Below are 22,860 nucleotides of genomic sequence, written 5' to 3'. Positions count from 1 at the left end.
CTCGGGCGGCGGGGGACGAGTGCGCGCCGCTGTGGGTGCCGGCGCGGCCACGGTGTTCGAGGGCGAGCAGCTCGGCCGGTGGGTGCGGGCGCAGCGGGCCGGCCGGCCGGGGCTGGGGGCGGACCGGTGGGGCCTGCTGTCGGCGATCGGGGTCGAAGGCGATGCCGGGCTGGTGGCCGCCGGGGCCGCCGCGGAGGCGAAGCGGAAGGTGTCGCGCACGGGCCCGGCTCGTCCAGGGTCTGGCGGCGCCGGCGGCCCTTTGTCGGGCGGGAGCGGCATCCGCGGGTGCCCCGGCCGCACGAGGAGCCGTTGGAGGTCGTGGAGGCCGGCCCCGGGGGCGAGTCGTGTCGCACTTCGCGCTGGGTACCTGGCTCGACAACCGGAAGGCCGGGAGGGCGGAACTGGCGTCGGGTCGGCTCGCGCGGCTCGTCGGGCTCGGCGTCGGGTGGGCGTGGGCAGGCTGTCGCTTCTGCCGGGTGCTGCCGGCCGGCCTCGCGATGTGCGGGGCCGGCCGGCAGTGTTCGGTGGGCCTGCTGGTGGGTCAGCGGCGTGGCCCGGGTGGAAGGCCGCGGGCGTGAAGCGGTGCGGCGCGGGTGTGCTCCGCGGCTGGTTTGGTTCTCGTTGAACGGGGAGGGGTGAGCCCGTCCGGGGCGCTGTTCGAGTGGTTGTGGAGGGTGGTGCGGGCTCCGAGGTCCCCGGGGCTGGTTGGTCTACCAGTGCTCGGGGCGGTCGCAGTGCGTGTCGTACTTGTTGTGTTCGTCGTGCCGGGGGCGCTCGATCCTGGTGGGGTCGGTGGCGGTGTGGGGGGTGGTGTCGCCGCCTCCGGTGACGACCGCGACGTTGGTGACCTCGTCGTCGGCGCTGCAGGAGACGTCGACCTGCAGTGTGATGGGCGGGTAGCTGCTCCCGGCGGGAAGGGTGTCACTGCGGGTGCAGGTGAGCGTGCCCTGGTCACAGGTCCAGCCCGTGCCGCTGATGCTGTCGGCCTCGAGCCCTGCGGGGAGGGTGTCTTGCATGGTGACGGTGGTGCCGTCGGTCGGGGCGGCTCCGGCGGCGTTGCCGACGGTGATGGTGTAGATGCCGTCCTGTCCCTGGGTGAAGTGCCCGGTGTGGGTCTTGGTGATGGTCAAGGACGGGACTACGTAGGAGATGGTCACCTGGCCGTTGTGGTTCGCCGTCCCGATCGTCGACGGCGCATAGCTCGTGCCGGTGCCCGTGGGGGTGGCGAAGCTGCTGCCCCCGCCGCCGCCACCACCACCCGCCGAGGTGCCGTGGTTGTTGACGGCGCCGCTGCCGCCGCCCCCGCCGCCGAAGTAGCCGCCCCCGCCGCCACCGCCGCCAGCGATGGCAGTGGCGGCGCAGCCGCCGTCGAAGGTGCCGCCGGTGCCGCCGGTGCCGACCGTGGCACCCAGGAACCCGCCTCCCGGCCCACCCGAAAAAGCGGCACAGGGTGGAGCGGTGCCGGCGGCCCCGCCGGCGCCCCCGGTGCTGGTGCTGGTGCTGCCGCCACCCCCGCCCTGCCCCGGGGAAGCCCCGGAGCCGGTGGCACTTCCCGCGGTACCGCCGGTGGCATCCGGTGTCGTCCCGCCGTTGCCTCCGTTGCCTCCCGTGGAGCCCGCTCCGGTGCCGCCGGAGGCACCGCCGCCCCCGGCGACCACCAGCAGGGAGCCGCCCGTGCTGACGCTGGAGGCCCCGCCCCCGCCCGGACCTTCGAAGTGGAAACCGGTGAGCGGGAAACTCCCCCCTGGGGCGCCGCCGTTGAACCCGCCGGCGCCCGCCGCGCCCGTGCCGTTGCAGCCCTTGCCGCCGGTGCCGCCGACGTTGACGGTGAAGGTCGTCGGGATGGTGGTTTGCGGCAGGGTGGTCACCACCCGCGCCCCCGTCCCACCGGTCCCGGTGACGGAACAGGGGGTGCCGGTGTTGTCGGCGCCGCCCGCGCCGTCCGCGGTGATCGTCACCACCGCCGCCGCCGGAACGGTCAGGGTCTGCGAAGCGCCGGTGAAGGTGAAGGTCTGCGACGGATCGGCCTCCTGCGCCCGCACCGGCACGGCCCCCGCCGGCGCGGCAGCCACCGGTGGAGCCGCGGCCGCCAGCAGCGCCATAGCGGACAGCAGCGCGCCCCCCACCGACATCACCCCCACACCACGCTCCCCACGCCGTCCACCCGGGCCGACCAGGTCGGACGCACCGCCGGCACCGGCCGGGATCGTCCCACCGGCCAGGGCCCTGTTGAATACGGCCGCGGGCCGCTGACGGCTGACCCGGTACCACGGCAGATCGCCCTGTCCACGCGTACGAGCACTCATCCGCAGGTTCACCTCTCCTCATAACAAAGCGCCCCACACCCTCACGCGACAACGCGGAAGTGCGACAGGACACTTGACGTCAAATCACGACAAACCACAGTGGATACCCCGCCCCGATCACTTCGAGGTAGCGAGGTTGTGATGAGAAGCCTCGTATGTCGCAACACCCCGCGCGAGCCGGCGAGGACCCGGCATCGCCCATACGCCCCACTGCGCCAAGCTCTGCTCGACGCCGACGAGGTCGCCGTCGTACGCGCCACGCTGCGTACCCGCGAGACCCTCGCGGTGCAAATGGGTACGTGACAGGGGCTCGAGTCCGACGGCCTGGCCGACCGGACCGTGCTGCCGCTGGAGACGGTGTACGAGGGCGAGCAGCTCGGCCGGTGCGGGCGGGCGCGGCGCGCCGGTGCGGGCGGGCGCGGCGCGCCGGTGCGGGCGAGCGCGGCGCGCCGGTGCGGGCGGGCGCGGCGCGCCGGTGCGGGCGGGCCTGGTGGCGGACCGGCGGGACCTCCTCATCGCGATCGGGATCGGGGCCGGCGCCGGGCCGGTGGCCGCGAAGGCCGCCGCGGAGGCGAAGCCGAAGGTGTCGCGGGCAGGCCGGTTCGCCCGGGGTCCGGCGGCGCCGGCGGCGTTTGTCGAGGGGGAGCGGCATCCCCGGGGTGCCTCGCCCGCCTGCGCAAGGAGCCGTTGGGGACCGTGGAGGCCGGCCCCGGCGGGTGAGGAGCAGGTGGTGGTGTCGCACTTCGCGCAGGACAGCTGGCTCGGCAATCAGAAGGCCGGCCGGGCGAAGCCGGCGCCCGGCCGGCTCGCCGAGCGCGGCGCGGAGTGGGCGTAGCGGGCCGTCCCCCGGTTCGGGTGGCCAGTTGCCCGGCGGTGGGCTTCTTGGGCCCTGAGACAGCACTGTGAGGCCGTCGCCTGCGGGGACAGAAGGGGCGCAGGGGCGCAGGGGCGCAGACAGAGACGTCGGAATTCCCGGCCGCCTCCACCACCTCTTCGACCCGGGCGAACGCGGCGGGCGCAGGCCGGGACGGGAGAGCCGCATCGGGAGTGTCATCGGGAGCGCGCCGAGTGATCGGGCACCGCACCCGCTGCGGCTGGGCGGTCGGAGCCGCTTGATCCGAGCACTGCCCGGCGTCGATCGCGGACACGCCGTCTTCACGCGTTCAGTGTCGGGTCGAGGTCGGCGCGCGGGGCGGCGCCGGCGCCGGTCGGACCCTGCTCCGCGGCCCGGCGCACCACCGGTGCGCCCGGCGGCCGGCCGCCCCGAACGGCCGGGGTTCGGTCGGGCTGTGTTAGGTTGCGCGCCGGTTTCGGCGTGATCAGGGGGCTCCATGCGCAGGGGTGCGGCAACACGGGTCGTGGTGGCCGGAGGCGGTCCGGTCGGGCTGCTGGTGGCGGCGGAACTGGCCGGCTACGGCGTCGACACGGTGGTCCTGGAGGCCCGGGACACCGTCGACGAGCACCCGAAGGCCAACACGCTGCACGCCCGGACGGTGCAGTGCCTGGTGCGCCGCGGCTACCTGGACCTGCCGGTGTCCGCCGAGCGCGCCGGAACGGTGTCCACGCCGTTCCACTTCGGCGGGCTGCACATGCTCGCCATCACCGCGCCCGCGAGCGAGCCGCCCGCCGTGGTCAAGCGCCTCCAGGCCGACCTGGAGCGGGAGTTCGAGGGACGGGCGACCGCGCGCGGCGCCCGGGTCCTGCGCGCGCACCGCGTCATGACGGCCCGCCAGGACGCGGACCGGACCGTGGTGGTGGCCGAAGGCCCCGACGGGGCGGCCGAGTTCACCGCCGACTTCCTGGTCGGGGCGGACGGCGCCCGCAGCACCGTGCGCGAACAGCTCGGCTTCGGCTGCGAGGAGCAACTGCCCACCGTCTCCGCGGCCATGGGCGTGGTCCGGGTCGCCAAGCCGGGCGCGCTGCCGGAGGGCTGGCGGAGCACACCGCGCGGCTGGACGGTCGCCCGCCCGCTGCCGGACGGCCGCCACCTGGTCCGCGTCCTCGACCTGAGCGCCCCGCACCCGGACCGGCGCACGCCGCTGACCCGGCAGGAACTCGAGGCGGAGCTGTCCCGGATCACCGGCCACCCCGTGCCGCTGTCCGAGGCCACCAGCCTCAGCCGGTTCAGCGACTTCACCCGGCTCGCCGACCAGTACCGCCGGGGCCGGGCCTTCCTGGTCGGCGACGCCGCGCACGCCCACTTCCCCATCGGCGGCCAGGGGTTGAGCACCGGACTGCTGGACGGCCTGAACCTCGCCTGGAAGCTGGCGTTCGCGGTCCGCGGCACCGCGGGCGAGGGCCTGCTCGACACCTACGAGTCCGAGCGCCGGCCCGTCGCCCAGCAGGTCGTGGCCAACACCCGGGCCCAGCTCGCCCTGATGAAGCCCGACCCCGCGCTGCGCGAACTGCGCGAACTGTTCGAGCAGTTGCTGACCCGCGCCGAGGGCGGCCGGCTGGTCGGCGGCATGATCAGCGCCCAGGGCCTGGACCTGCCGGCCCGCGGGCCGGGCGCGTCACCGTGGGAGGGCCGGTTCCTAGACAACGCCACCCTCGGCGGCACCGACCTCATCGGCCTGCTGGCGGGGGGCCGCCCGCTGCTGCTCACCAGCGACGACTCCCCCGCGCAGGAGGCGGCCGGCTGGGCGCACGTCGTCACCACTGTCCCCGTACCGCGATCCGCGCTGCCGGCTCCGGCACTGCTGGTCCGCCCCGACGGCTACATCGCCTGGGCCCCGGACGGCGGCCGGCTCACCGAGGCGCTGCGGAGCTGGTTCGGGGAACCGCGCCCCTGACCCTCCCGCACCAAAAACCGATCGTGCTGTTTGTCAACGCGCGCGCCGGCCCTCAACCAAGGGCCTCTCGGCACGCGCGGACAACGGCAGCCTGGCTTTCCCGCTCCAAACGGTACCGTGCGGTCGGTTTTACTGGTCCGGCGTGCTCTCGGGCGAAGCGATATACGGGGCGAACCGCCGGTGGATCTCGGCGATCTGCTCCAGAACCTCGTCGCCACCCTTCGGGTCGGTCGCGGCCCGGGCCTGCTCGGTGCAGGCAGCGAACAGCATCTGCTGCCAGAAGCCCGTGACCGTGCGGCGCGACAGCCATTCCCGGTCGCGCCGGCCGAGTATCTCCATGCCGAGCGTCGCGCTCGTCACGGTGTTCACCAGGTCCTCCAACTCGGCGTCGGGCCGCAGCGCCCCGTCGGCCGCGGCCCGGGTGACGCGGCTCTGCACGCACCCCTGCCACTCCCGGCGCAGGTCGATCTCGCCCTGCGCCCAGTCACAGTTGAGGCGGAAGCCCGCGCGGACCACCACGTCCTCCGTCAGCAGGTACGCGAAGCCGTGGGACATGTCCGCCATGGCCTGCACGGCATTGCCCTGCCAGAGGGTGGCCCGGCGCGCGGCCCGGCGCAGGACGTGGACGGCCGACTGCTCGACGGCGCGGGCAACGGCGGCCTTGTTCTCGAAGTGGAAGGTCAGGGCACCACGGCTGACCTCCGCACCCGAACTGATCGCGGTCAGCCCGGTCTGCACATAGCCGTGCTGCTCGAAGAGCCCGGCCGCCGAGCGGATCAGCGCGTTGCGGGTACGGGTCGCCCGTTCTTGTTTGCTCACTCTCTCGGCTCCGTCTTGGGAGGCGCGGCACAGTGCGCCCTACTATAAAACCAACTCCCCGGTATTGAACAATCGGGCGTCCGATTTGATCACGATCGGACCGACCCGACCGGCGTCGCGGCGGCACGCCCGAGCCCGTCCCGGGGGCGCGGAGATCAACTACAGGGGCACGTCAAGTCTGCTGCTGTGCGGCTGCGTTGAGACACCCTCCGAGACCGCCTCCGCTCCGGCGCGACGGCCTCGGATCTTTGACAAACCGGCATGCCGGTTTGTATTCTCCTGACGTCTACTCACCATGAGCTCAGCGCCGACTTGCAGGGGGAGAGCAGATGACCAGGTCATCCTCGGATCTTTTGGTGCACCGGGCACACAGTGCGCATCACGACCGTCGCCACCAGGCAGAACAGTCGGTCGCCGGGCCGGTGGTGGAACAGCCCGTGCGGCCGCAGCGCGAGCCCCTCCGGGTGCTCGTCGTGGAGAACGAGACCAAGGCCGCCGACTCCCTGGTACAGGGCCTGCGCCGCCAGGGCTACCGGTCCGACAGCGTGGCGACCGGGGCCCGGGCCCTGCAGACCTACCGCAGCGCGGACCTGATCCTGCTCGACCTCGACCTGCCCGACATCGACGGCCTCGAAGTCTGCCGCAGCGTGCGCGCCATGTCGGACACCCCGGTCATCGCCCTGACCGCCCGGGACTCCGAACTCGACCGGGTACTCGGCCTGCAGGCCGGCGCCGACGACTACATGGTCAAGCCGTACGGGTTCCGCGAACTGGTGGCCCGGATGGAGGCCGTCATGCGCCGCGTCCGTCCGCCGCACGTCCTCGAACAGGTCATCAAGCACGGCCCGCTGCAGATCGACGCCGGCACCCGCGAAGTGCTGCTCGACGGCGAGCCGGTGGAGATGACCCGCAAGGAATTCGACCTGCTGCACCTGCTCGCGGCCCAGCCCGAGACCGTCGTCTCGCGCCGACAGCTGATGACCCAGGTCTGGGACGACTCCTGGTCGCGCCCCGGCCGCACCATCGACACCCACGTCAGCAGCCTGCGCAACAAGCTGGGCTCCAGCAGTTGGATCATCACCGTGCGCGGCGTCGGATTCCGCCTCGGCCACGCCTGAAAACGGCCGCCCGGAGCTGGAGTTGACCAAGGCGTGTAGTGCGGTGCGTAGATCCCTGAAGCGAGCACCGGGCAGGGTGGGATTCCCGAACGCAGGTTTCCGAACGCAGGTTTCCGAACGCAGGTCTCCGGACCCAACTTTCCGGACGCAGGTTTCCACCCCTGGGAGAAGTGACTCGTCATGCGCAAGGTGCTCATCGCCAATCGTGGTGAAATCGCTGTCCGCGTCGCCCGGGCGTGCCGGGATGCCGGTATCGCCAGCGTCGCCGTCTACGCCGAGCCGGACCGGGACGCGCTGCACGTGCGGGCGGCCGACGAGGCCTTCGCACTGGGCGGCGACACCCCGGCCACCAGCTACCTGGACATCGCGAAGGTCCTGAAGGCGGCCGCCGATTCGGGCGCGGACGCGATCCACCCCGGCTACGGCTTCCTCTCGGAGAACGCCGACTTCGCCCAGGCCGTCCTGGACGCCGGCCTGACCTGGATCGGCCCGCCGCCGCAGGCGATCCGCGACCTGGGTGACAAGGTCACCGCCCGGCACGTGGCGCAGCGCGCCGGTGCCCCGTTGGTGGCTGGTACCGCCGATCCGGTGTCGGGTGCTGACGAGGTTGTCGCGTTCGCGTCGGAGCATGGTCTGCCGGTTGCCATCAAGGCGGCGTTCGGTGGTGGCGGTCGTGGTCTGAAGGTGGCCCGTACGCTGGAGGAGATTCCGGAGCTGTACGAGTCGGCGGTGCGCGAGGCGGTGGCCGCGTTCGGCCGCGGTGAGTGCTTCGTCGAGCAGTACCTGGACAAGCCGCGGCACGTCGAGACCCAGTGTCTGGCCGACCGGCACGGCAACGTGGTGGTGGTCTCCACGCGTGACTGCTCGTTGCAGCGTCGCCACCAGAAGCTGGTCGAGGAGGCGCCCGCGCCGTTCCTGACGGCGGAGCAGAACGCCGAGCTGTACCGGGCGTCCAAGGCGATCCTGCGCGAGGCGGGCTACGTCGGTGCCGGCACCTGCGAGTTCCTGGTCTCTCAGGACGGTCTGATCTCCTTCCTGGAGGTCAACACCCGCCTCCAGGTCGAGCACCCGGTGTCCGAGGAGGTCACCGGCCTGGACCTGGTTCGCGAGATGTTCCGGATCGCCGACGGCGAGGAGCTCGGTTACGACGACCCGGAGGTCCGCGGTCACTCCTTCGAGTTCCGGATCAACGGCGAGGACCCGGGCCGCAACTTCCTGCCCGCGCCCGGCACCGTCACGCTGTTCGCCCCGCCGTCCGGCCCGGGCGTGCGCCTGGACGCCGGCGTCGAGTCCGGCTCGGTCATCGGCCCCGCCTGGGACTCGCTGCTGGCCAAGCTGATCGTCACTGGCACCGACCGCAAGCAGGCCCTGCAGCGCGCCAAGCGCGCCCTGGAGGAGTTCAAGGTGGAGGGCATGGCCACCGCCATCCCGTTCCACCAGGCCGTGGTCACCGACCCCGCCTTCGCCCCCGAACTCACCGGCGCCACCGACCCGTTCACGGTCTTCACCCGCTGGATCGAGACCGGGTTCGTCAACGACATCCCGGCCTTCGTCGCCCCGGCCGCCGCCGAGGAGAACGACGAGCCGGAACGCGAGAACCTCGTCGTCGAGGTCGGCGGCCGGCGCCTCGAGATCTCCCTCCCTGCGGGCATGGGCATCTCGGGGGCCCGTTCGGCTGCTGCCCCGGGCGTCAGGCCGAAGCGGCGCACGGCGTCGGCGTCCGGCCCGGCGATCTCCGGCGACACGCTGGCCTCGCCGATGCAGGGCACCATCGTCAAGGTCGCCGTCGAGGAGGGCCAGCTCGTCGCCGAGGGCGAGCTGGTCGTCGTCCTGGAGGCGATGAAGATGGAACAGCCGCTCAACGCCCACAAATCCGGCACCGTCACGGGCCTGTCCCTGGAGGTCGGCGCCGCCCTCACCTCCGGCGCCGCCATCTGCGAGATCAAGGACTGACACCCCATGCCGAACAGCACTCAGGACCGCATCGACCGCCTCGAGGACCAGCTGCGCGAACTGACGGACCGCAGCCGGATCGGCGCGCTGATCGACCGCTTCGTCTCCGGGCTCGACCACCCGGATCCGCGGTGGTGCGACGAGGCGTGGTACCGCTCGGTGTTCAGCGACGGCATCGTGCTCGACATGCCCAACGGCACCCACACCGGGATCGCCGGTCTCCCGCTCTTCTTCGGCGGCCCCAAGTCGCAGTGGGCGCGCACCCACCACGTGACCACCAACCACCTGATCGAGGTGGCCGGTGACACCGCGACGGGCCGGGCGAACGTCCAGGCCACCCACGTCCCGCACGGCCCCGACGCCCCGCTCTTCACCGGCGGCGCCCGCTACGACTTCCAGGCGGTCCGCACCCCCGCCGGCTGGCGGATCAGCCACCTGGCCACGGCGATCGTCTGGCTCGACCACGGCACCCCCGCCATGGCGGCGCAACGCTAAAGCGCTGCGGGGCCGGGCAGTTGGAGGTGGGCGAGCGCGCCGCCGTCGGGGTGGTTGCGCAAGCTCAACCGGACACCGATCGCGGCGGCGTGGCCCTGGGCGATGGTCAGGCCGAGGCCGTGGCCGCCGCCGCGTTCGCGGGCTCCGGTGCGGAAGCGCTGCGGGCCCTCGTGGAGGATCTCCTCGGGGTAGCCGGGCCCGTGGTCGCGAATGGTCACGGTGGTGCCGTGCACCGTCACCAACACCGGTTCCCGGCCGTGGCGTTGCGCGTTGGCGACCAGGTTGGCGACGACCCGGTCGAGGCGGCGCGGGTCGGTGCTGACCACGGCGTCGGAGTCGGTCCGCAGCTCGACCCCGGCGTTGGCGGTGATCCGGGCCATCAGCGGGGCGAGCGGGAGGTCGGCGAGTTCCGGCGTCTCGGCGCCGGCGTCCAGCCGGGACACCTCCAGCAGGTCCTCCGTCAGGTCGCGCAGCGCGCGCACCCGGTTGCGGACCAGTTCGGTCGGCCGGCCCGGGGGCAGCAGTTCGGACGCGGTCAGCAGGCCGGTCAACGGGGTGCGCAGTTCGTGGGCGACGTCGGCGGTGAAGCGCTGTTCGCCGGCGAGCTTGCTGCGCAGGGTGGCGGACATCGAGTCGACGGCGGCGGCGAGTTCGGCCACTTCGTCGCGGGCCCGGCCGAGCCGCCCGATCCGGGCGTCGAGGTCGCCGCCGGCGATGGTGCGGGCGGTGCGGGCGGCGGTCCGCAGGCGGCTGCTGATCCGGTCGGCGGCGAGCACCCCGGCGAGGACGGTGACCAGGACGGACAGTGCGGCACCGATCGCCACGGCGCGGTCCAGGTCGGCGATCGCCCGCGCGTCCTCGGCGTAGTCGATCCGGACGGACAGCACCCGTCCGTCGGTTCCGGCGGCGGCCCACATCGCGGTGCCGTGCGGGCCGGGGCCGAGCATCGAGCCCTGGTGGCCGCGTTCGGCGAGCCGGCGCAGGTCGGCCGGCAGGGCCGGGTCGTCGGCGGCGGCGTGCCAGCCGCCGACCAGGTCTCCCGTGGCGTCGTACCCGGTGAGCAGCGCGTCGAGGGCGGTCATGGCGGACTTGCGGGCCTGGTCGGTGTGCTGACGCACCGAGGCCTGGTGGACCAGGATTCCCACGGCCAGCGCGACCAGGCAGGAGACCAGCGCGATGACGGCGGCGATCTGCCGGCGGAGCGTCACGTCGTCCGCCGCAGTTTGTAGCCGAAGCCCCGGACGGTCTCGATCCGGGTGGCGCCGATCTTGGCCCGGAGCCGCTGGACGTGCACGTCCACCACCCGGCTGTCCGCGCCCCAGGAGTAGTCCCAGACCCGCTCCAGCAGCACCTGTCGCTCCATCAACACGCCTGGTGCGGCGGTGAATTCGAGCAGCAGCCGGAGTTCGGTCGGGGTGAGCGGCACCGGTCGGCCGGCCACCTTGACCTCCATCGCGTCGGTGTCCACCTCCAGGTCGTCGATCACCCGCACGGAGTTCCCCGGCGCGGTCGCCGCAGCGGCGGCCGTCGCGGTCGGCCCGAAGCCGGTGCGTCGCAGGACGGTCCGGATCCGGGCGACCAGGACGGCGGTCTCGAACGGCTTGACCACGTAGTCGTCGGCGCCGGCCTCCAGCCCGGAGATCACGTCGATGGGTTCGGTGCGGGCGGACATCATCAGGATCGGCAGCTGGCTCTCCTCGCGGATCCGCCGGCACAGGCCGACCCCGTCGAGCAGCGGCAGCATCACGTCGAGCAGCAGCAGGTCCGGCGGCGCGGCGCGGAAGCGTTCCAGGCCCTCCAGTCCGTCGCCGGCGGTGTCGACCGGGAATCCGTAGCGCTCCAGGGCGAGTTGGGTGGCTTCGCGGATCACCTCGTCGTCCTCGACCAGCAGGATGCGCGGGGAGGCGGGAGTGCTCATGGGTTCCTCGTCGGGACGGGCTGGACGGCGCCGCCCTGCCGGGCTGCCGGGATGCGGCCGCCCTGCGGGACGGGGGACGCGCTGTCGGTGGGGTCGCGGCGCGGCAACGGCCCGGCGGTCGGCACCACCGGGACGGTCGGCGCGCTGTCGGCCGGGCAGCCGGGGACGTTCGGGTCGGTGCCGGTGGCCTTGATCCGCCGGTCGACGAAGGCCATCCGGCCGGCGTTCCACCGGTAGGTGCTGCTGGTCTCGGCGGACGGGCCGGTGGGCTCGTGGACGACCAGGTCCTCGCCGACGGTCTCGGCGGTGAACCCCGGGAGCGCGGCCACCGTCAGCACCGGCAGCACCTCGCGGCCGCGCAGCGTGTAGACGTGCAGCACGGCCCGCCCGCCCTCCGAGTCGGCGCCGGCGACCACGGCGGTCAGCAGTTCGGGGCTGCCGTCGCCGTTGAGGTCGCGGTACTGGGCGGGCCGGATCTCGCAGCCGGTGCACCGGCCGTTCAGCGCGGCCCGCTCGGCCGAGCTCAGGTCGGGTTCGGCGCCGAGCACGGCGCGGGCGTCGAGTTCGGTGAGCGAACCGGCCGACAGCCCGGGCAGCGGGACGGGCGCCTGCGGGACCGCCGAGGCCTGCGCGGCGGGCGGCGCGGAGGTCGCGGACACGGGCCACAGCGGCAGCGGGCTCGGGTGGGCCTGGATCGGCCGGGTCGCCCCGGCGTCGTCCAGACCACCGGGCGCCCGGCAGCCGGTGACGGCCACCAGCGCCAGCAGCGCCAGCAGTCCGAGCAGGACGCACCGCAGCAGGGCAGGGCGAACGGTCCAGGTCCTCACGTCGAAACGGCGCCTTTCGGGTGCGGGCGGGGTGCGGGCGAAGTGCGGGCGGGAAGAGCCGCCAGTCTCCCCCACCGCCGGACCGCCCACCGCCCCGGGGGTGGTGGGCGGTGGGCGGTCGGTCAGGGGGTCAGCGGGTCGGCGAAGACGATGATGTTGTCGGTGTAGTGGCCGTTGCCGCCGAGGGTGCCGCCGCAGGTGACCAGCCGCAGTTGCGGGCCCGCGGTGTCGCCGTAGACCAGCTCGGTCGGGAAAGCGTCCTTGGCGAACTGGCGCAGTTCGCGCACCTGGTAGGAGACCGTGCTGCCGTCCTCCCGCCGGACGTCGATCCGGTCGCCGGGCCGGAGGCCGGGCAGCCGGTGGAACACCGCCGGGCCCTTGCGGGTGTCGTAGTGCCCGAGCAGCACGGCCGGCCCGATCCGTCCCGGCGCGGGGCCGTTGCGGTACCAGCCGACCTGTTCCGGCCGGTCGAGCGGCGGCACCTCGACGGTGCCGTCCGCGTTCAGGCCGACGCCGTCCACCGGCGCGTCCACGCCGATCCGCGGGATCACCAGCCGCACCGGTGGCGAGAAGGGAGCCTGCGCGGTCGCGGGCGGCGACGGGTCGGCCGGTGCCGCGGCGGCCGGGCCGGCGGCGGTGATCCGCACCGGCGCCGGGTCCGCGCTCCGGGTGCTGACCAGCGTCACCCCGGCGGCGATCAGCAGTCCGGCCGCCACGGCCGGCACCCACGAAGGGCGCCGGCCGCGACGGTGCGGACTAGCCCCGCGCGCCGGCACGACGCCGGGCGACGAGCACGCCGACCGCGGCAACACCCGCACCCGCCAACCCCGTCCCGAGCACCAGCGTGCTGGTCGAACTCCCGCCGGCCGCGCCTTCACCGGTCTGCGCACCACCCCGGGGCACCTGGGAGACCTGCGCGCCCGAGGTGGGCGTGCCCACACCCGGCGTGCCCACACCCGGCGTGCCCGCACCCGGCGTGCCCGCACCCGGCGCGGACGCCACCGGGGACGGGGCCGCCGACCGCGCGGCGCTGGGCGACGCCGAACCGACGGGGCTCGCCGTGCCGGCCGGGCTCGGCGTGGCGGAGTCGGCGAACGCGGCGGCGCCGGGCAGCGCGAGCGCCCCGACGACACCGGCCGAGACCAGGGCGAACCGCACCGCACGACGGATGGACGTGGAACCTGACATGGAACTCCTCCGAGCGCTCGCCACCCGCGGCCCCGTGGCCGCGGGTTGACGCAGCTCAGGCTAGGAAGCGCGGCCCTCGGCGAGCCGCCGGTTGTGTAACAGCCACCGGCAGGCTCGGTAACAGTTCTCAGTCACCCTGCGGACGTGGCGAGTCGTCCAGGGCCGCGAGCGTCTCGTTCAGCCAGGCGAGCTCGGCCTCGGAGGTCGCGCGGGCGATCAGCAGGATGCCGCTGCGGAACGGGTCGGTGAGCTCCTCCGCGCGCAGCGGCCGGTCGCGGTCGTCGCGGTCGTAGAAGAAGCTGGCGGGCTCGCTGAGGAACGCCAGCCGGCGGCGGAGTACGGCGGCCTGCTCGGCGGGGTTGTCGAGGTGGCGGAGGAAGGCCAGCACGGTGAACCAGCGGTTCTCGTCGCTGATGTCCAACTGCTCGGGCATACGCAGGAGTTCGAGCAGTGCGGCGCGCCCGGCCGGGGTGAGGTGCAGGGTGTGCCGGGGGGCGGCGGCCGATCCGGGTTCGGTCTCACGGGCGAGCAGGCCGTCGCCCTCGAGTCGCTTGATCGCGGGGTAGAGGGTGCCGTCGCTGATCGGCCGGATGTGGCCGGTGAGTCCGGCCAGGTGCCGGCGCAGCTCGTAGCCGTGCATCGGCCGGTCGTGCAGGAATCCGAGGATCGCGAGCTTGAGCATGCGGCCCATGCTGCCACATCCGTCGCTCGGCAACGCGGTATATCGGTATCGCGATACCTCGCCATCGAGGTATCGTCCACCTCGTCCAAGTCCCGCAGCAACCAAGGGAGTCGGCCGTGCGCCATGCCCTCGTGACCCCGAACGGCGACCGGATCCGGTGGGTGGAGATCCCCGGCGAGGAGCCCGCCCGCCTCTACCTGCACGGCCTCGGCGCCAGCTCGCCCGTGTACTGGGCGGCCGCCGCCGCGCACCCGCTGCTGACCGGCCGCCGGTCGCTGCTGCTCGACCTGCTCGGCTTCGGCATCAGCGACCGCCCGACGGACTTCACCTACACGCTGGAGGCCCACGCGGACGCCGTGGCAACCGCGCTGGAGGCCGCCGAGGTGACGGGCGCCGAGGTCGTCGCGCACAGCATGGGCGGCGCGGTGGCGGTCCTGCTCGCCGCCCGGCACCCGCGACTGGTCTCCCAACTCGTCCTGGTGGACGCCGCGTTGGACCCGGCCCCGCCGGTCCCGGAGCCCGGCAGCAGCGCCATCCACACCTTCACGGAGCAGGAGTTCCTGGCCGACGGATGGCAGCGCACGGAGCAGCGGGTCGGCCCGGAGTGGTGGGCCACCATGCGCCTGGCCGGGCGCGAGGCCCTGTACCGGACGGCGGTCCACCGGGCGCGCGGAACGACCCCGGCTCTGCGCGAGCAGTTGGAGGCCCTGCCCATCCCGCGCACCTTCCTGCACCCGGCTGCCGACGGCGCGCCCGCCGACGCCGAGCGGCTGGTGGCCTCGGGCGTGACCGTCCGGGCGGTCCCGGACTGCGGTCACAACATCATGCTCGACAATCCCGAGGCCTTCGCCCGCGCGGTCGCCGAAGCTCTCCCCCGCTGACGCCGCCTCAGCGCGGTCCGGCAGCCATGTCGATCACGTCCCCCGCCGCTTCGGTCACCACCGGGTCGTGGGTGGCCACCAGTGCCACGCAGCCGCGGGCCTGCGCGGTGTTGGCGATCAGCTCGGTGAGGGTGCCGGCCTGTTCGCGGTCGACGGCGGCGGTGGGTTCGTCGATCAGCAGCAGGTCCGGTTCGAGGAACAACGCCCGGGCCAGCGCGACGCGTTGGCGTTCGCCGCCGGAGAGCTGGTCGGCGCGGTGCCGCAGCCGGTGGCCGAGTCCGACCTCGCCGAGCGCGGTCTCGGCCCGGGGGCGCAGCCGACGGGCCGGGCGTCCGGCGATCGAGGCGGCGGCAAGGAGCTGTTCGACGGTGGTGAGTCCGCCGAGCAGGTTGCCGCTCTGGAACATGTACCCGATCCGTTCGCGGCGGACCTTCGCCCGCTCCGTGTCCCCGAGCGGCGCCAAGTCGGTGTCGCCGAGCAGCACTTGGCCCTCGTCGGGGCGCAGCATCGCGCCGGCCACGGCGAGCAGGGTGGACTTCCCGGAGCCGGAGGGGCCGACGAGCGCGGTGAGGACTCCCGGGCGGCAGGTCGCGTCGATGCCGCGCAGCACGGGGGTCCGTGCGTCGCCGCGGCCGAGCGAGACGGACACCTGGCGGAGGGTCAGCGTGGTCATCGTCCGGCTCCCAGCATGGTCATCGGGTCGGCGGTGGCGACCCGGCGGAGGGTGAGGGCGGCGCCGGCGAGGGCGGCCAGGGCGACGGTGCCCATGGTGGCGGTGAGCGCCAACCCCGGGAGGCTGAACGGGACTTCGGTGCCGACCAGCAGCCCGACGGCGGAGGCGAGCGCGGCGCCGGCCGCGGTTCCGCCGACCACCACGACCGCGGCCTGGACGAGGGTGTGGCCGAGCAGCCGGCGCCGGGAGGCGCCCATCGCGCGCAGCAGGGCGAGTTCGGGCTGCCGCTGGACGGTCCAGACGCCGAAGAACGCGCCGACCACCAGCGGGGCGATCAGGTACAGGAAGAACTGGATGGACGTCATGGTGACGCGTTCGCCGGTGTAGCCGGGCGCGGCGGCGAAGGCGTCCTCCAGCGGGACGGTGCGGGTGCCGAGCTCGCGGTCGGCGGCGGCGAGCTCCGAGGTTCCGGCCTGGAGGGCGATCGCGCTGTACTGGTGCGGGAGTTCGGCGGCGGGAGTCTTCGCGCCGGGGGTGGTGAAGCGGATCCGCTGCCAGGTGGTGGTGGTGACGTAGCCGACCGGGACGTGGCCGTAGGAGGCGCGGCCGGTGATGCCGGTGACCTTGAGGGCGATGCCGAGCCGGTCGACGGTGAGGGTGTCGCCGATCGCGACGCCCTCGTCGGCGAGCTTTCGGGAGATCACCAACTGGTCGTCGCCGCCGAGGCGTTGGCCGTCCTCGGCGCCCGGGTCGAGGAACGAGCCGGGTTCGACGCCGAACGCGGCGAGGTCGACCTCGGTGTGCCGGTCGGTGGTGCCGCGGGTGATGCCGACGCCGAGCGGGGTGGCCCGGACGCCGGGCTGCTGCTGCCAGCCGGTCAGGGTCTCGGCGGGGACGAGGCTGCGGGCGAACTGGTCGGACTTGGCGTCCGGGGAGAACGCCAGGTGGGTGGCGGGCAGGCGGCGCAGCGCGGAAACGGTGTCGTCACCGAGTCCGGTGGTGAACCCGGAGACGATCCCGACCAGGGCGGCGACCAGCAGGACGACGCAGCCCATGAGCAGGAAGCGGCCGCGGGCGGCCTTGAGTTCGAGCAGGGCGAGGTACACCGTGCTCCTTCCGAGATGGGGACAGTGTGTCCCCAAGATAGAACATGGCGACGCGGCGTCCCCAAGCCGGGGGCCGTCCGAGCTCCTAGACTGTTGAGATGCCGAAGATCAGTGCCGCCACGGTCGCCGACCACCGCGCCCAGCAGCGCCGGGCGCTGGTCACGGCTGCCCGCGAACTGCTGGAGACCGAGGGCGACGCCGCCGCCGTCACCTTCACCGCCGTCGCCCGCCGCACCGGCCTGGCCCGCAACAGCGTCTACAAGTACTTCGCGGACCGCGCCGAACTGCTCGCCGCCGTGGTCCAGGAGTCCACCCCGCGCTGGACCGAGCGGATCACCGCCGCGATGGCCGCCGCCGACACCCCCGAACTCCGCGTCGCCGCCTACGTCCGCGCCCAGTGCGAACTCGTCCGCGACGGCGAGCACCGGATCGCCCGCGCCCTGGCCGGCGACCGCGACGCCGCCGCCCTCCGCGAGGCCGCCGGCCACGCCCACCACGAACTGCTCGCCCCCCTGCTCCAGGCCCTCACCGACCTCGGCGACACCTCCCCCGAACTCACCGCCCGCCTCCTCCAGGGCCTGGTCAACGCCGCCGTCACCGCCCTCGAATCCGGCGCCCCCTACCACCCCACCACCGACCGCACCACCACCCTCGCCGTCGCCGCCCTCACCGCCGTACGCCCTACCGCCGACTGACGGCCCGCCGGGCATCCAACTCACGTCAGGGACAGGCATGTTGTAGCCGTGCCCGGTTCGCGTCGCCCTGGACCGGCTGGGACCGCGGCACGGTTTCCACCTGCCGATGCCTCAGCTAACTTGGCGTCAGGCTCACGACTGTCCACGTACGGCCCTCCCAGCCCCTGGGCCGGGCGCTGGGCACACTGGCGGACGGACGATCAGAAGTGGCCGGGACCAGCGGTCGCGGCCACCGCCGGATCGGCACAGTACGTTTCACAGCTGCTGGTAGCCGACACGAGTGGTTCGGTACGCACCTTCGACGCCGCCACCGGACGGCGGCTCGGCACGGTCGTGACACCTGCCCCGCGGCCGTCGCGGGGGTCGGCTGTCACGGCCGGCGGATCCGTCGTACTGCTCGACGCGTGGGGCGGCACGGAACTGCTGGCGCCGACCGAACCACGGCCGGGCCTGGAACCGTACGCACTGACGGAGGCGATCGAGGCCATCGGGGAATCCGCCGCCGAGCTGTGTGCGGTGGCAGCGGTCGGACGGCTCCCGCAGGCCGCGCCGGTCTTCGGGGACGCGAACGGCGCTGTGCACTGGTACGCCACTCCGCCTGAACGGGCGCGAGGCCACCCGACTGCCGGCCGGTCCCGACGTCGAACTCGCCGCCCGCGCCCGGCAGTTCGGCCTGGCCTGAACCCGACGGCCGCGGGCCGGCGCTCCCGTATTCTCGCCCCATGGTTGACGACCGCACAGTCGATGTCGGCGGGATCCGGCTGTCCTACCGGGTGTCCGGCCCGCCGGACGCCAGGCCGCTGGTGCTGCTGCACGCGCTGGGCGAGGGCGCCGACAGCTGGGACGTGGTGACGCCCGCGCTCGCCCGCGGCCGGCGGGTGTACGCCCTCGATCTGCGCGGCCACGGCCGCAGCGACCGATCGAAGGAGTACACGCTCGAGCTGATGCAGGCCGACGTGCTCGGGTTCCTGGACGCGCTCGGGCTGGGCGCCGTCGATCTGGTCGGGCACTCGATGGGCGGGGTCGTGGCTTATCTGCTCGCCCAGCGCCGGCCGCGGCGGGTCCGTGGGCTGGTGCTGGAGGACGTACCGGTGCCGCGCCCGCGGACGCCGAGCGTCCCGACCCGGCCGGACGGCGAACTGGCCTTCGACTGGGAGCTGGTGGCGCCCGTCCGCCGGCAGATCGACCGGCCCGATCCCCGCTGGCTCGAGCAGCTCGGCGAGATCACCGCGAAGACCCTGGTGCTGGCCGGCGGCCCGTCCAGTCACATCCCGCAGGACGGCGTCGCCGAGCTGGCCGCCCGGATCCCCGGCGGGACTCTCGTCACCATCGACGCCGGGCACATGATCCACGACACCGAGCCCGAGGCGTTCCTCGAAGCGGTCTCGGCCTTCCTCAAAACCCTGGCTGACCCGGACGGGTGAATTCCGGGCCCCCCTTTGGCGGACAGCACAACGCGGTACCCAGGTGGGCGAAGAATCAAGGCAGTTCGCCCGAGAACTGTTCAGGATCCCGGCATCCGCCCCGGGCCGGGCGACCTCCCCGTGAGAGAGGAGCGCGATGACAATTCCCGCTGTGACCGAAGAGGTTGAGGACTTCGTCGAGCTGTCCGTGCCGCTGACCGGGTTCTCCGCGTTCGACCTGTACGGCACCGGCATGGCCGAACGTTACTTGGAGACCACCCAACAGCAGGTCGGGGCCGAGCAGTTCGGCGAGTTCTGGGCCGCCTGGAAGGCCGCCGTCGCGGACGGCGGCGGCCCGCAGAGCCTCTCCCCCGTCCACCTGGAGGTGGCCCGGGCGCTCATCTACCTGTGGCTCACCGGCGCCTGGCCCCGCCTGGCACCGGCCGCCCACGCGGCGCTGCGCCGCCAGGTGGCCAACGAGGAGTTCGTGGTCGCCCCGGAGTCCTACGTCGAGGGCCTGGCCTGGCGCACCTTCCACGGGCACCCGTCCGGCGCCAAACCGCCGGGCTTCGGCACCTGGGCGGTCAAGCCGCCCGCCCAGCCCGACACCGCGGCGCTGCGCGAGGGCCTCGGCCTCGCCGAACTCCCCTTCCGCACCGGGCTGACCGCCGAGATCGCCCTGGACGCCGTCCCCGGGCACCTGCTGCCCGGGCTCCGCGCCGCCCGCCACATTCCGCCGTCCGCCGTCCCCACCGCCACCGCCACCGAACGACCGTCCGCCGTCCCCACCGCCGCCGAGCGGCCCGGCAGTTCGAAGGAGGACGCATGACCGAGACCGTCAGCGCGGACGAGGCGGTCCGCCGCCGCTACGACGTCGTCATCGTCGGCGGCGGCTGGGCCGGCAGCCTGCTCGCCAAGGACCTCGGCGACCGGGGCTGGCACGTGCTGGTCCTGGAGGCCGGGAACGGCGGCACCGAGACCTGGCCCGGCTACCTGGGCTCCTTGTCCACCTTCTACTCGGCCGTCGCCAAGGTGCCCAACTCCGCCTACCGGCGCAGCACCGCCGCCCCCTTCCCCGACGTCCTCGACCTCGCACCGGTGACCGACCCGGAGCCCGGCGAGCGGGAGTACACCGCCAACGGCTACTTCGTGCAGAACGGCCGGCTGCCCTACGGCACCGACTACCTGCGGGAGTTGGGGGGCGCGGCGATGCACTGGCTCGGGGCGGTGCCGCGCATGCACCCCGAGGACTTCGCCACCAAGGAACACTTCGGCTACGGCCGCGACTGGCCGATCGACGCGGCGGACCTGCAACCCTGGTACGCCCGGGCCGAGTTGGAGATCGGCGTGGCCGGGGACGCCGCCGATCAGCGCGAGCTCGGTGTCGTCACGGACCCCGACTACGTCTACCCGATGCACCGGATCCCGCCCAGCTACATCGACCAGTACTGCACCGGCCTCGACGGCACCCAGATCCCGGACCAAGTCGCCCACGACACCTACCCGTTGAAGGTCCACAGCCTGCCGCAGGCCCGCAACTCCACCCCGAACCCGGACTACAAGCCGGAACGGTACCGGCCGGCCAGCGCCGTGGGCCTGCCCAACTACGGCGAGCGCTGCGTGGGCAACGCGAGCTGTGTGCCGATCTGCCCGGTGCAGGCCAAGTCCCACCCGCTGCGCCAGCAGGCCCGCTTCCCGAGGACGGTCACGCTCGCCACCCGCTGCGTGGTGACCCGGGTCCGCCTGGCGGGGCCGACCATGGGCGGCCGGGTGAGCGGCGTCGAGTTCCGCGCCTACACCGACCCGGTCTCGCCGGTCGGCCGGTCGTACGTGGTCGAGGCGAACACGGTGGTGCTCGCCGCGCACGCCATCGAGAACGCCCGCCTGCTGCTGTTCTCCGGGCTCGCCAACGGCAGCGACCAGGTCGGCCGCAACCTGATGGACCACCCCACCATCCTCAACTGGGCGCTCGCCGACGAGAAGAGAGGCCCGGTCGGCCCGTTCCGCGGGCCCGGGCACACCTCCGGCTGGGAGGTCTTCCGGTTCGGGGACGGACGCCGGCGCCGGGCCCCGTTCCGGATCGAGATCGGCAACTGGGGCTGGGGCTGGGCCACCGGCGCCCCGATGAGCAACGTCGCCACCGCGCTCGGCATCGGCGGCGACAAGAACGGCGAGGTCCGCCCCGACGGCGTCTTCGGCCCCGAACTGCGCCGCCTGCTCGGCTCCACCATCGGCCGGCAGCTCCAACTCCAGGTCGCCGTCGAGCAGTCCGCGAACCCGGCCAACCGGGTCACCGTCGACCGCCGCTACCGCGACGCGATGGGCAACCTGCGCCCCGTCCTCACCTACGACCTCGACCAGCACACCCGCGACGGGATCTACGCGGCCCGCCTGGTCGCCGGGCAGATCTTCCAGCACCTCGGCGCCACCGACTACACCGACTTCACGCCCCGCGACGGCGTCCCCCCGCTCGGCCACTTCACCCACACCATCGACGGCACCACGATGGACCTGGCCTACAGCGGCGCCGGGCACGGCGCCGGCACGCACATCATGGGCGGTTCCCCGAAGGACTCCGTGGTCGACGGCTTCCAGCGCACCTGGGAACACCCCAACCTGTACGCCGTCGGCTGCGGCAGCATGCCGTCCGTCGGCACCAGCAACCCCACCCTCACCATGCTGGCCCTCGCCCTGCGCAGCGCCGAGCAGATCCACACCGACCTGCTCCTCGACCGGCGCCCGGCCGACATCCGGGGCGCCGACGAAGCGGAGGTACCCGCATGAGGACCGCCCTGGCAGTGGAGAAGGCCGGCTTCGCCGTCCCGAAGACCCTGGACGAGCTGCGCACCTACCTCCAGGCGGCGCTGGAGGTCGAGCACCTCACCATCCCGGTCTACATGACCGGCATGTACACCATCCGCCCCGGCACCAACACGCCCGCCTACTACGGGATCCGCGCCGTCCTGATGGAGGAGATGCTCCACATGACGCTGGCCGCCAACCTGCTCAACGCCGTCGGCGGCACCCCGGTCGTCGACTCCCGGGTCGTCGCCGAGTACCCGGCGAGGCTGCCGTTCAGCGGCGAGACCGTCCCGTCGATCGGCCTGCGGCACTTCTCACCCGAGGCGCTGAAGACCTTCCTGCGGATCGAACAGCCGAAGAGCATGACGCCCCCGGCCACCCCCGGCGACGGCTGGACCTCCATCGGACAGTTCTACGACACCATTCGCCAGGGCCTGGAGTACCTCGTCCGCACCCTCGGCCACGACCGGGTCTTCACCGGCGGCCCCGAACGCCAGGTCGGCCCCGAGGACTTCTACAACTCCGGCGGCGAAGTCTTCCCGATCGAGGACCTGGCCACCGCGCTGCTGGCGATCGAGACCATCACCGAACAGGGCGAGGGCGTCCACGACACCATCTGGAACAGCAACGAGGTGTTCGGCGAGGAACGCGAACTCGCCCACTGGTTCCGCTTCAACGAGATCTACACCGGCCGCGGTTACGGCCCCCACGACCGCCCCAAGGACCCGCCCAGCGGCCCGCTGATCGACGTCTCCTGGGACGACGCCTACCCGATCCACGGCGACTCCAAGGTCGCCGACTACCAGCGGTACGAGCAGACCAGCGGCGTCTACGAGCAGGCCGTCGCCTTCAACTCCCGCTACGCCGTCCTGCTCCGCTACCTCGCCTCCGCCTTCGACGGCTTCCCCCGCCACCTGGCCCTGGCCATCCCCACCATGCTCGAACTCCGCGACCGCGCGGCCCAGTTGTCCCGCAACCCGCACCCCGACCCGGCCCTCTCCGCCCAAGGCCTCTTCGCCAGCGCCACCTTCGAGATCACCGCCCCCCAGTTCGACGCCGCCACCACCGAAGTCACCCGCAACCTCCGGGCCACCACCCTCCACCCGGGCGCCCCCATCGACCTGTCCGCCGCCCGCTCCCCCTCCCCCGAGGCCTTCGCCTGACCAACCACCGCCGCCGCCCCGGTGCGGCGCCTGGCATGA

Annotated in this window: 20 protein-coding genes; 10 read left to right on the top strand and 10 right to left on the bottom strand. The window is 73.5% G+C overall.

Going from position 1 to position 22,860, the window contains the following annotated elements:
- Positions 1-710: 710 nt before the first annotated feature.
- Positions 711-2,132 (bottom strand): hypothetical protein, encoded by a 1,422-nt coding sequence (locus ACFYST_RS00885; protein WP_387858949.1) that lies wholly within the window; start codon positions 2,130-2,132, stop codon positions 711-713.
- 1,505 nt (positions 2,133-3,637) lie between these two features.
- Between ACFYST_RS00885 and ACFYST_RS00880 the strand changes: the two genes are divergently transcribed.
- Positions 3,638-5,098 carry an FAD-dependent monooxygenase gene (locus ACFYST_RS00880; RefSeq protein WP_387858948.1) on the top strand — a complete coding sequence of 487 codons (1,461 nt, stop codon included), beginning with the start codon at positions 3,638-3,640 and terminating at the stop codon, positions 5,096-5,098.
- A 129-nt stretch (positions 5,099-5,227) separates the two neighbouring features.
- Here ACFYST_RS00880 and ACFYST_RS00875 read toward each other — a convergent pair whose 3' ends face one another.
- Positions 5,228-5,917: a ScbR family autoregulator-binding transcription factor gene (locus tag ACFYST_RS00875; RefSeq protein WP_387858947.1), complete on the bottom strand. Its 690-nt coding sequence runs from the start codon at positions 5,915-5,917 to the stop codon at positions 5,228-5,230.
- Between the two features lie 422 nt (positions 5,918-6,339).
- On the opposite strand from ACFYST_RS00875, the gene ACFYST_RS00870 reads away from it, so the two are divergent.
- The 3 genes from ACFYST_RS00870 to ACFYST_RS00860 all read left to right on the top strand — a co-directional run bounded on the left by ACFYST_RS00870 (position 6,340) and on the right by ACFYST_RS00860 (position 9,483).
- Positions 6,340-7,035: a response regulator transcription factor gene (locus ACFYST_RS00870; protein WP_387636234.1), complete on the top strand. Its 696-nt coding sequence runs from the start codon at positions 6,340-6,342 to the stop codon at positions 7,033-7,035.
- 180 nt (positions 7,036-7,215) lie between these two features.
- On the top strand, positions 7,216-8,988 hold the full coding sequence (locus ACFYST_RS00865) for an acetyl/propionyl/methylcrotonyl-CoA carboxylase subunit alpha (protein ID WP_387858946.1): 1,773 nt from the start codon (positions 7,216-7,218) through the stop codon (positions 8,986-8,988).
- A 6-nt stretch (positions 8,989-8,994) separates the two neighbouring features.
- The gene (locus tag ACFYST_RS00860) at positions 8,995-9,483 is read left to right on the top strand and encodes a nuclear transport factor 2 family protein (protein ID WP_387858944.1); all 489 of its coding nucleotides are present in this window, start codon (positions 8,995-8,997) and stop codon (positions 9,481-9,483) included.
- On the opposite strand, the gene ACFYST_RS00855 is transcribed toward ACFYST_RS00860, so the two are convergent.
- The 6 genes from ACFYST_RS00855 to ACFYST_RS00830 form a co-directional block, all read right to left on the bottom strand.
- Positions 9,480-10,691 (bottom strand): ATP-binding protein, encoded by a 1,212-nt coding sequence (locus tag ACFYST_RS00855; RefSeq protein ID WP_387858942.1) that lies wholly within the window; start codon positions 10,689-10,691, stop codon positions 9,480-9,482. The genes ACFYST_RS00860 and ACFYST_RS00855 overlap by 4 nt on opposite strands.
- Complete coding sequence (gene cseB / locus ACFYST_RS00850) at positions 10,688-11,401, bottom strand: two-component system response regulator CseB (protein WP_387858940.1); 714 nt, start codon at positions 11,399-11,401, stop codon at positions 10,688-10,690. Before cseB ends, ACFYST_RS00855 begins: the two co-directional genes overlap by 4 nt.
- Positions 11,398-12,228, bottom strand: a complete 831-nt coding sequence (locus ACFYST_RS00845; protein WP_387858939.1) for a hypothetical protein — start codon at positions 12,226-12,228, stop codon at positions 11,398-11,400. Before ACFYST_RS00845 ends, cseB begins: the two co-directional genes overlap by 4 nt.
- A 122-nt stretch (positions 12,229-12,350) precedes the next feature.
- Entirely contained in the window at positions 12,351-12,944 is a 594-nt protein-coding gene (locus tag ACFYST_RS00840; RefSeq protein ID WP_387858937.1) for a class F sortase, read from the bottom strand.
- Positions 12,945-12,984: 40 nt separating this feature from the next.
- Positions 12,985-13,416, bottom strand: a complete 432-nt coding sequence (locus tag ACFYST_RS00835) for a hypothetical protein (protein ID WP_387858935.1) — start codon at positions 13,414-13,416, stop codon at positions 12,985-12,987.
- Between the two features lie 127 nt (positions 13,417-13,543).
- The gene (locus ACFYST_RS00830) at positions 13,544-14,098 is read right to left on the bottom strand and encodes a PadR family transcriptional regulator (protein ID WP_387858933.1); all 555 of its coding nucleotides are present in this window, start codon (positions 14,096-14,098) and stop codon (positions 13,544-13,546) included.
- Between the two features lie 116 nt (positions 14,099-14,214).
- Between ACFYST_RS00830 and ACFYST_RS00825 the strand changes: the two genes are divergently transcribed.
- Positions 14,215-14,979 carry an alpha/beta fold hydrolase gene (locus ACFYST_RS00825; RefSeq protein WP_387858932.1) on the top strand — a complete coding sequence of 255 codons (765 nt, stop codon included), beginning with the start codon at positions 14,215-14,217 and terminating at the stop codon, positions 14,977-14,979.
- Between the two features lie 7 nt (positions 14,980-14,986).
- Here the strand turns inward: ACFYST_RS00825 and ACFYST_RS00820 are convergent, their stop codons facing one another.
- Positions 14,987-15,652: an ABC transporter ATP-binding protein gene (locus tag ACFYST_RS00820; protein ID WP_387858930.1), complete on the bottom strand. Its 666-nt coding sequence runs from the start codon at positions 15,650-15,652 to the stop codon at positions 14,987-14,989.
- The gene (locus ACFYST_RS00815; protein ID WP_387858928.1) at positions 15,649-16,758 is read right to left on the bottom strand and encodes an FtsX-like permease family protein; all 1,110 of its coding nucleotides are present in this window, start codon (positions 16,756-16,758) and stop codon (positions 15,649-15,651) included. The genes ACFYST_RS00820 and ACFYST_RS00815 overlap by 4 nt, the downstream gene beginning before the upstream one ends.
- 98 nt (positions 16,759-16,856) lie before the next feature.
- On the opposite strand from ACFYST_RS00815, the gene ACFYST_RS00810 reads away from it, so the two are divergent.
- From ACFYST_RS00810 to ACFYST_RS00790, 5 genes are all read left to right on the top strand, one after another.
- Positions 16,857-17,453, top strand: coding sequence for a TetR/AcrR family transcriptional regulator (locus ACFYST_RS00810; protein WP_387858926.1), 597 nt, complete (start codon positions 16,857-16,859; stop codon positions 17,451-17,453).
- Between the two features lie 722 nt (positions 17,454-18,175).
- The gene (locus ACFYST_RS00805) at positions 18,176-18,877 is read left to right on the top strand and encodes an alpha/beta fold hydrolase (protein WP_387858925.1); all 702 of its coding nucleotides are present in this window, start codon (positions 18,176-18,178) and stop codon (positions 18,875-18,877) included.
- Between the two features lie 151 nt (positions 18,878-19,028).
- Entirely contained in the window at positions 19,029-19,685 is a 657-nt protein-coding gene (locus tag ACFYST_RS00800; RefSeq protein ID WP_387858923.1) for a hypothetical protein, read from the top strand.
- A complete protein-coding gene (locus ACFYST_RS00795; protein WP_387858921.1) occupies positions 19,682-21,640 on the top strand; it encodes a GMC family oxidoreductase in 1,959 nt (652 codons plus the stop codon). The genes ACFYST_RS00800 and ACFYST_RS00795 overlap by 4 nt, the downstream gene beginning before the upstream one ends.
- Positions 21,637-22,821 (top strand): ferritin-like protein, encoded by a 1,185-nt coding sequence (locus tag ACFYST_RS00790; protein ID WP_387858919.1) that lies wholly within the window; start codon positions 21,637-21,639, stop codon positions 22,819-22,821. Before ACFYST_RS00795 ends, ACFYST_RS00790 begins: the two co-directional genes overlap by 4 nt.
- Positions 22,822-22,860: the final 39 nt, after the last annotated feature.

Origin of the sequence: Kitasatospora sp. NPDC004614 (genome assembly GCF_042873675.1) — a bacterium.
GTDB lineage: Bacteria > Actinomycetota > Actinomycetes > Streptomycetales > Streptomycetaceae > Kitasatospora.
Note: the sequence above shows the minus strand (reverse complement) of the source record. Positions and strands in the feature narration are given on the sequence as shown.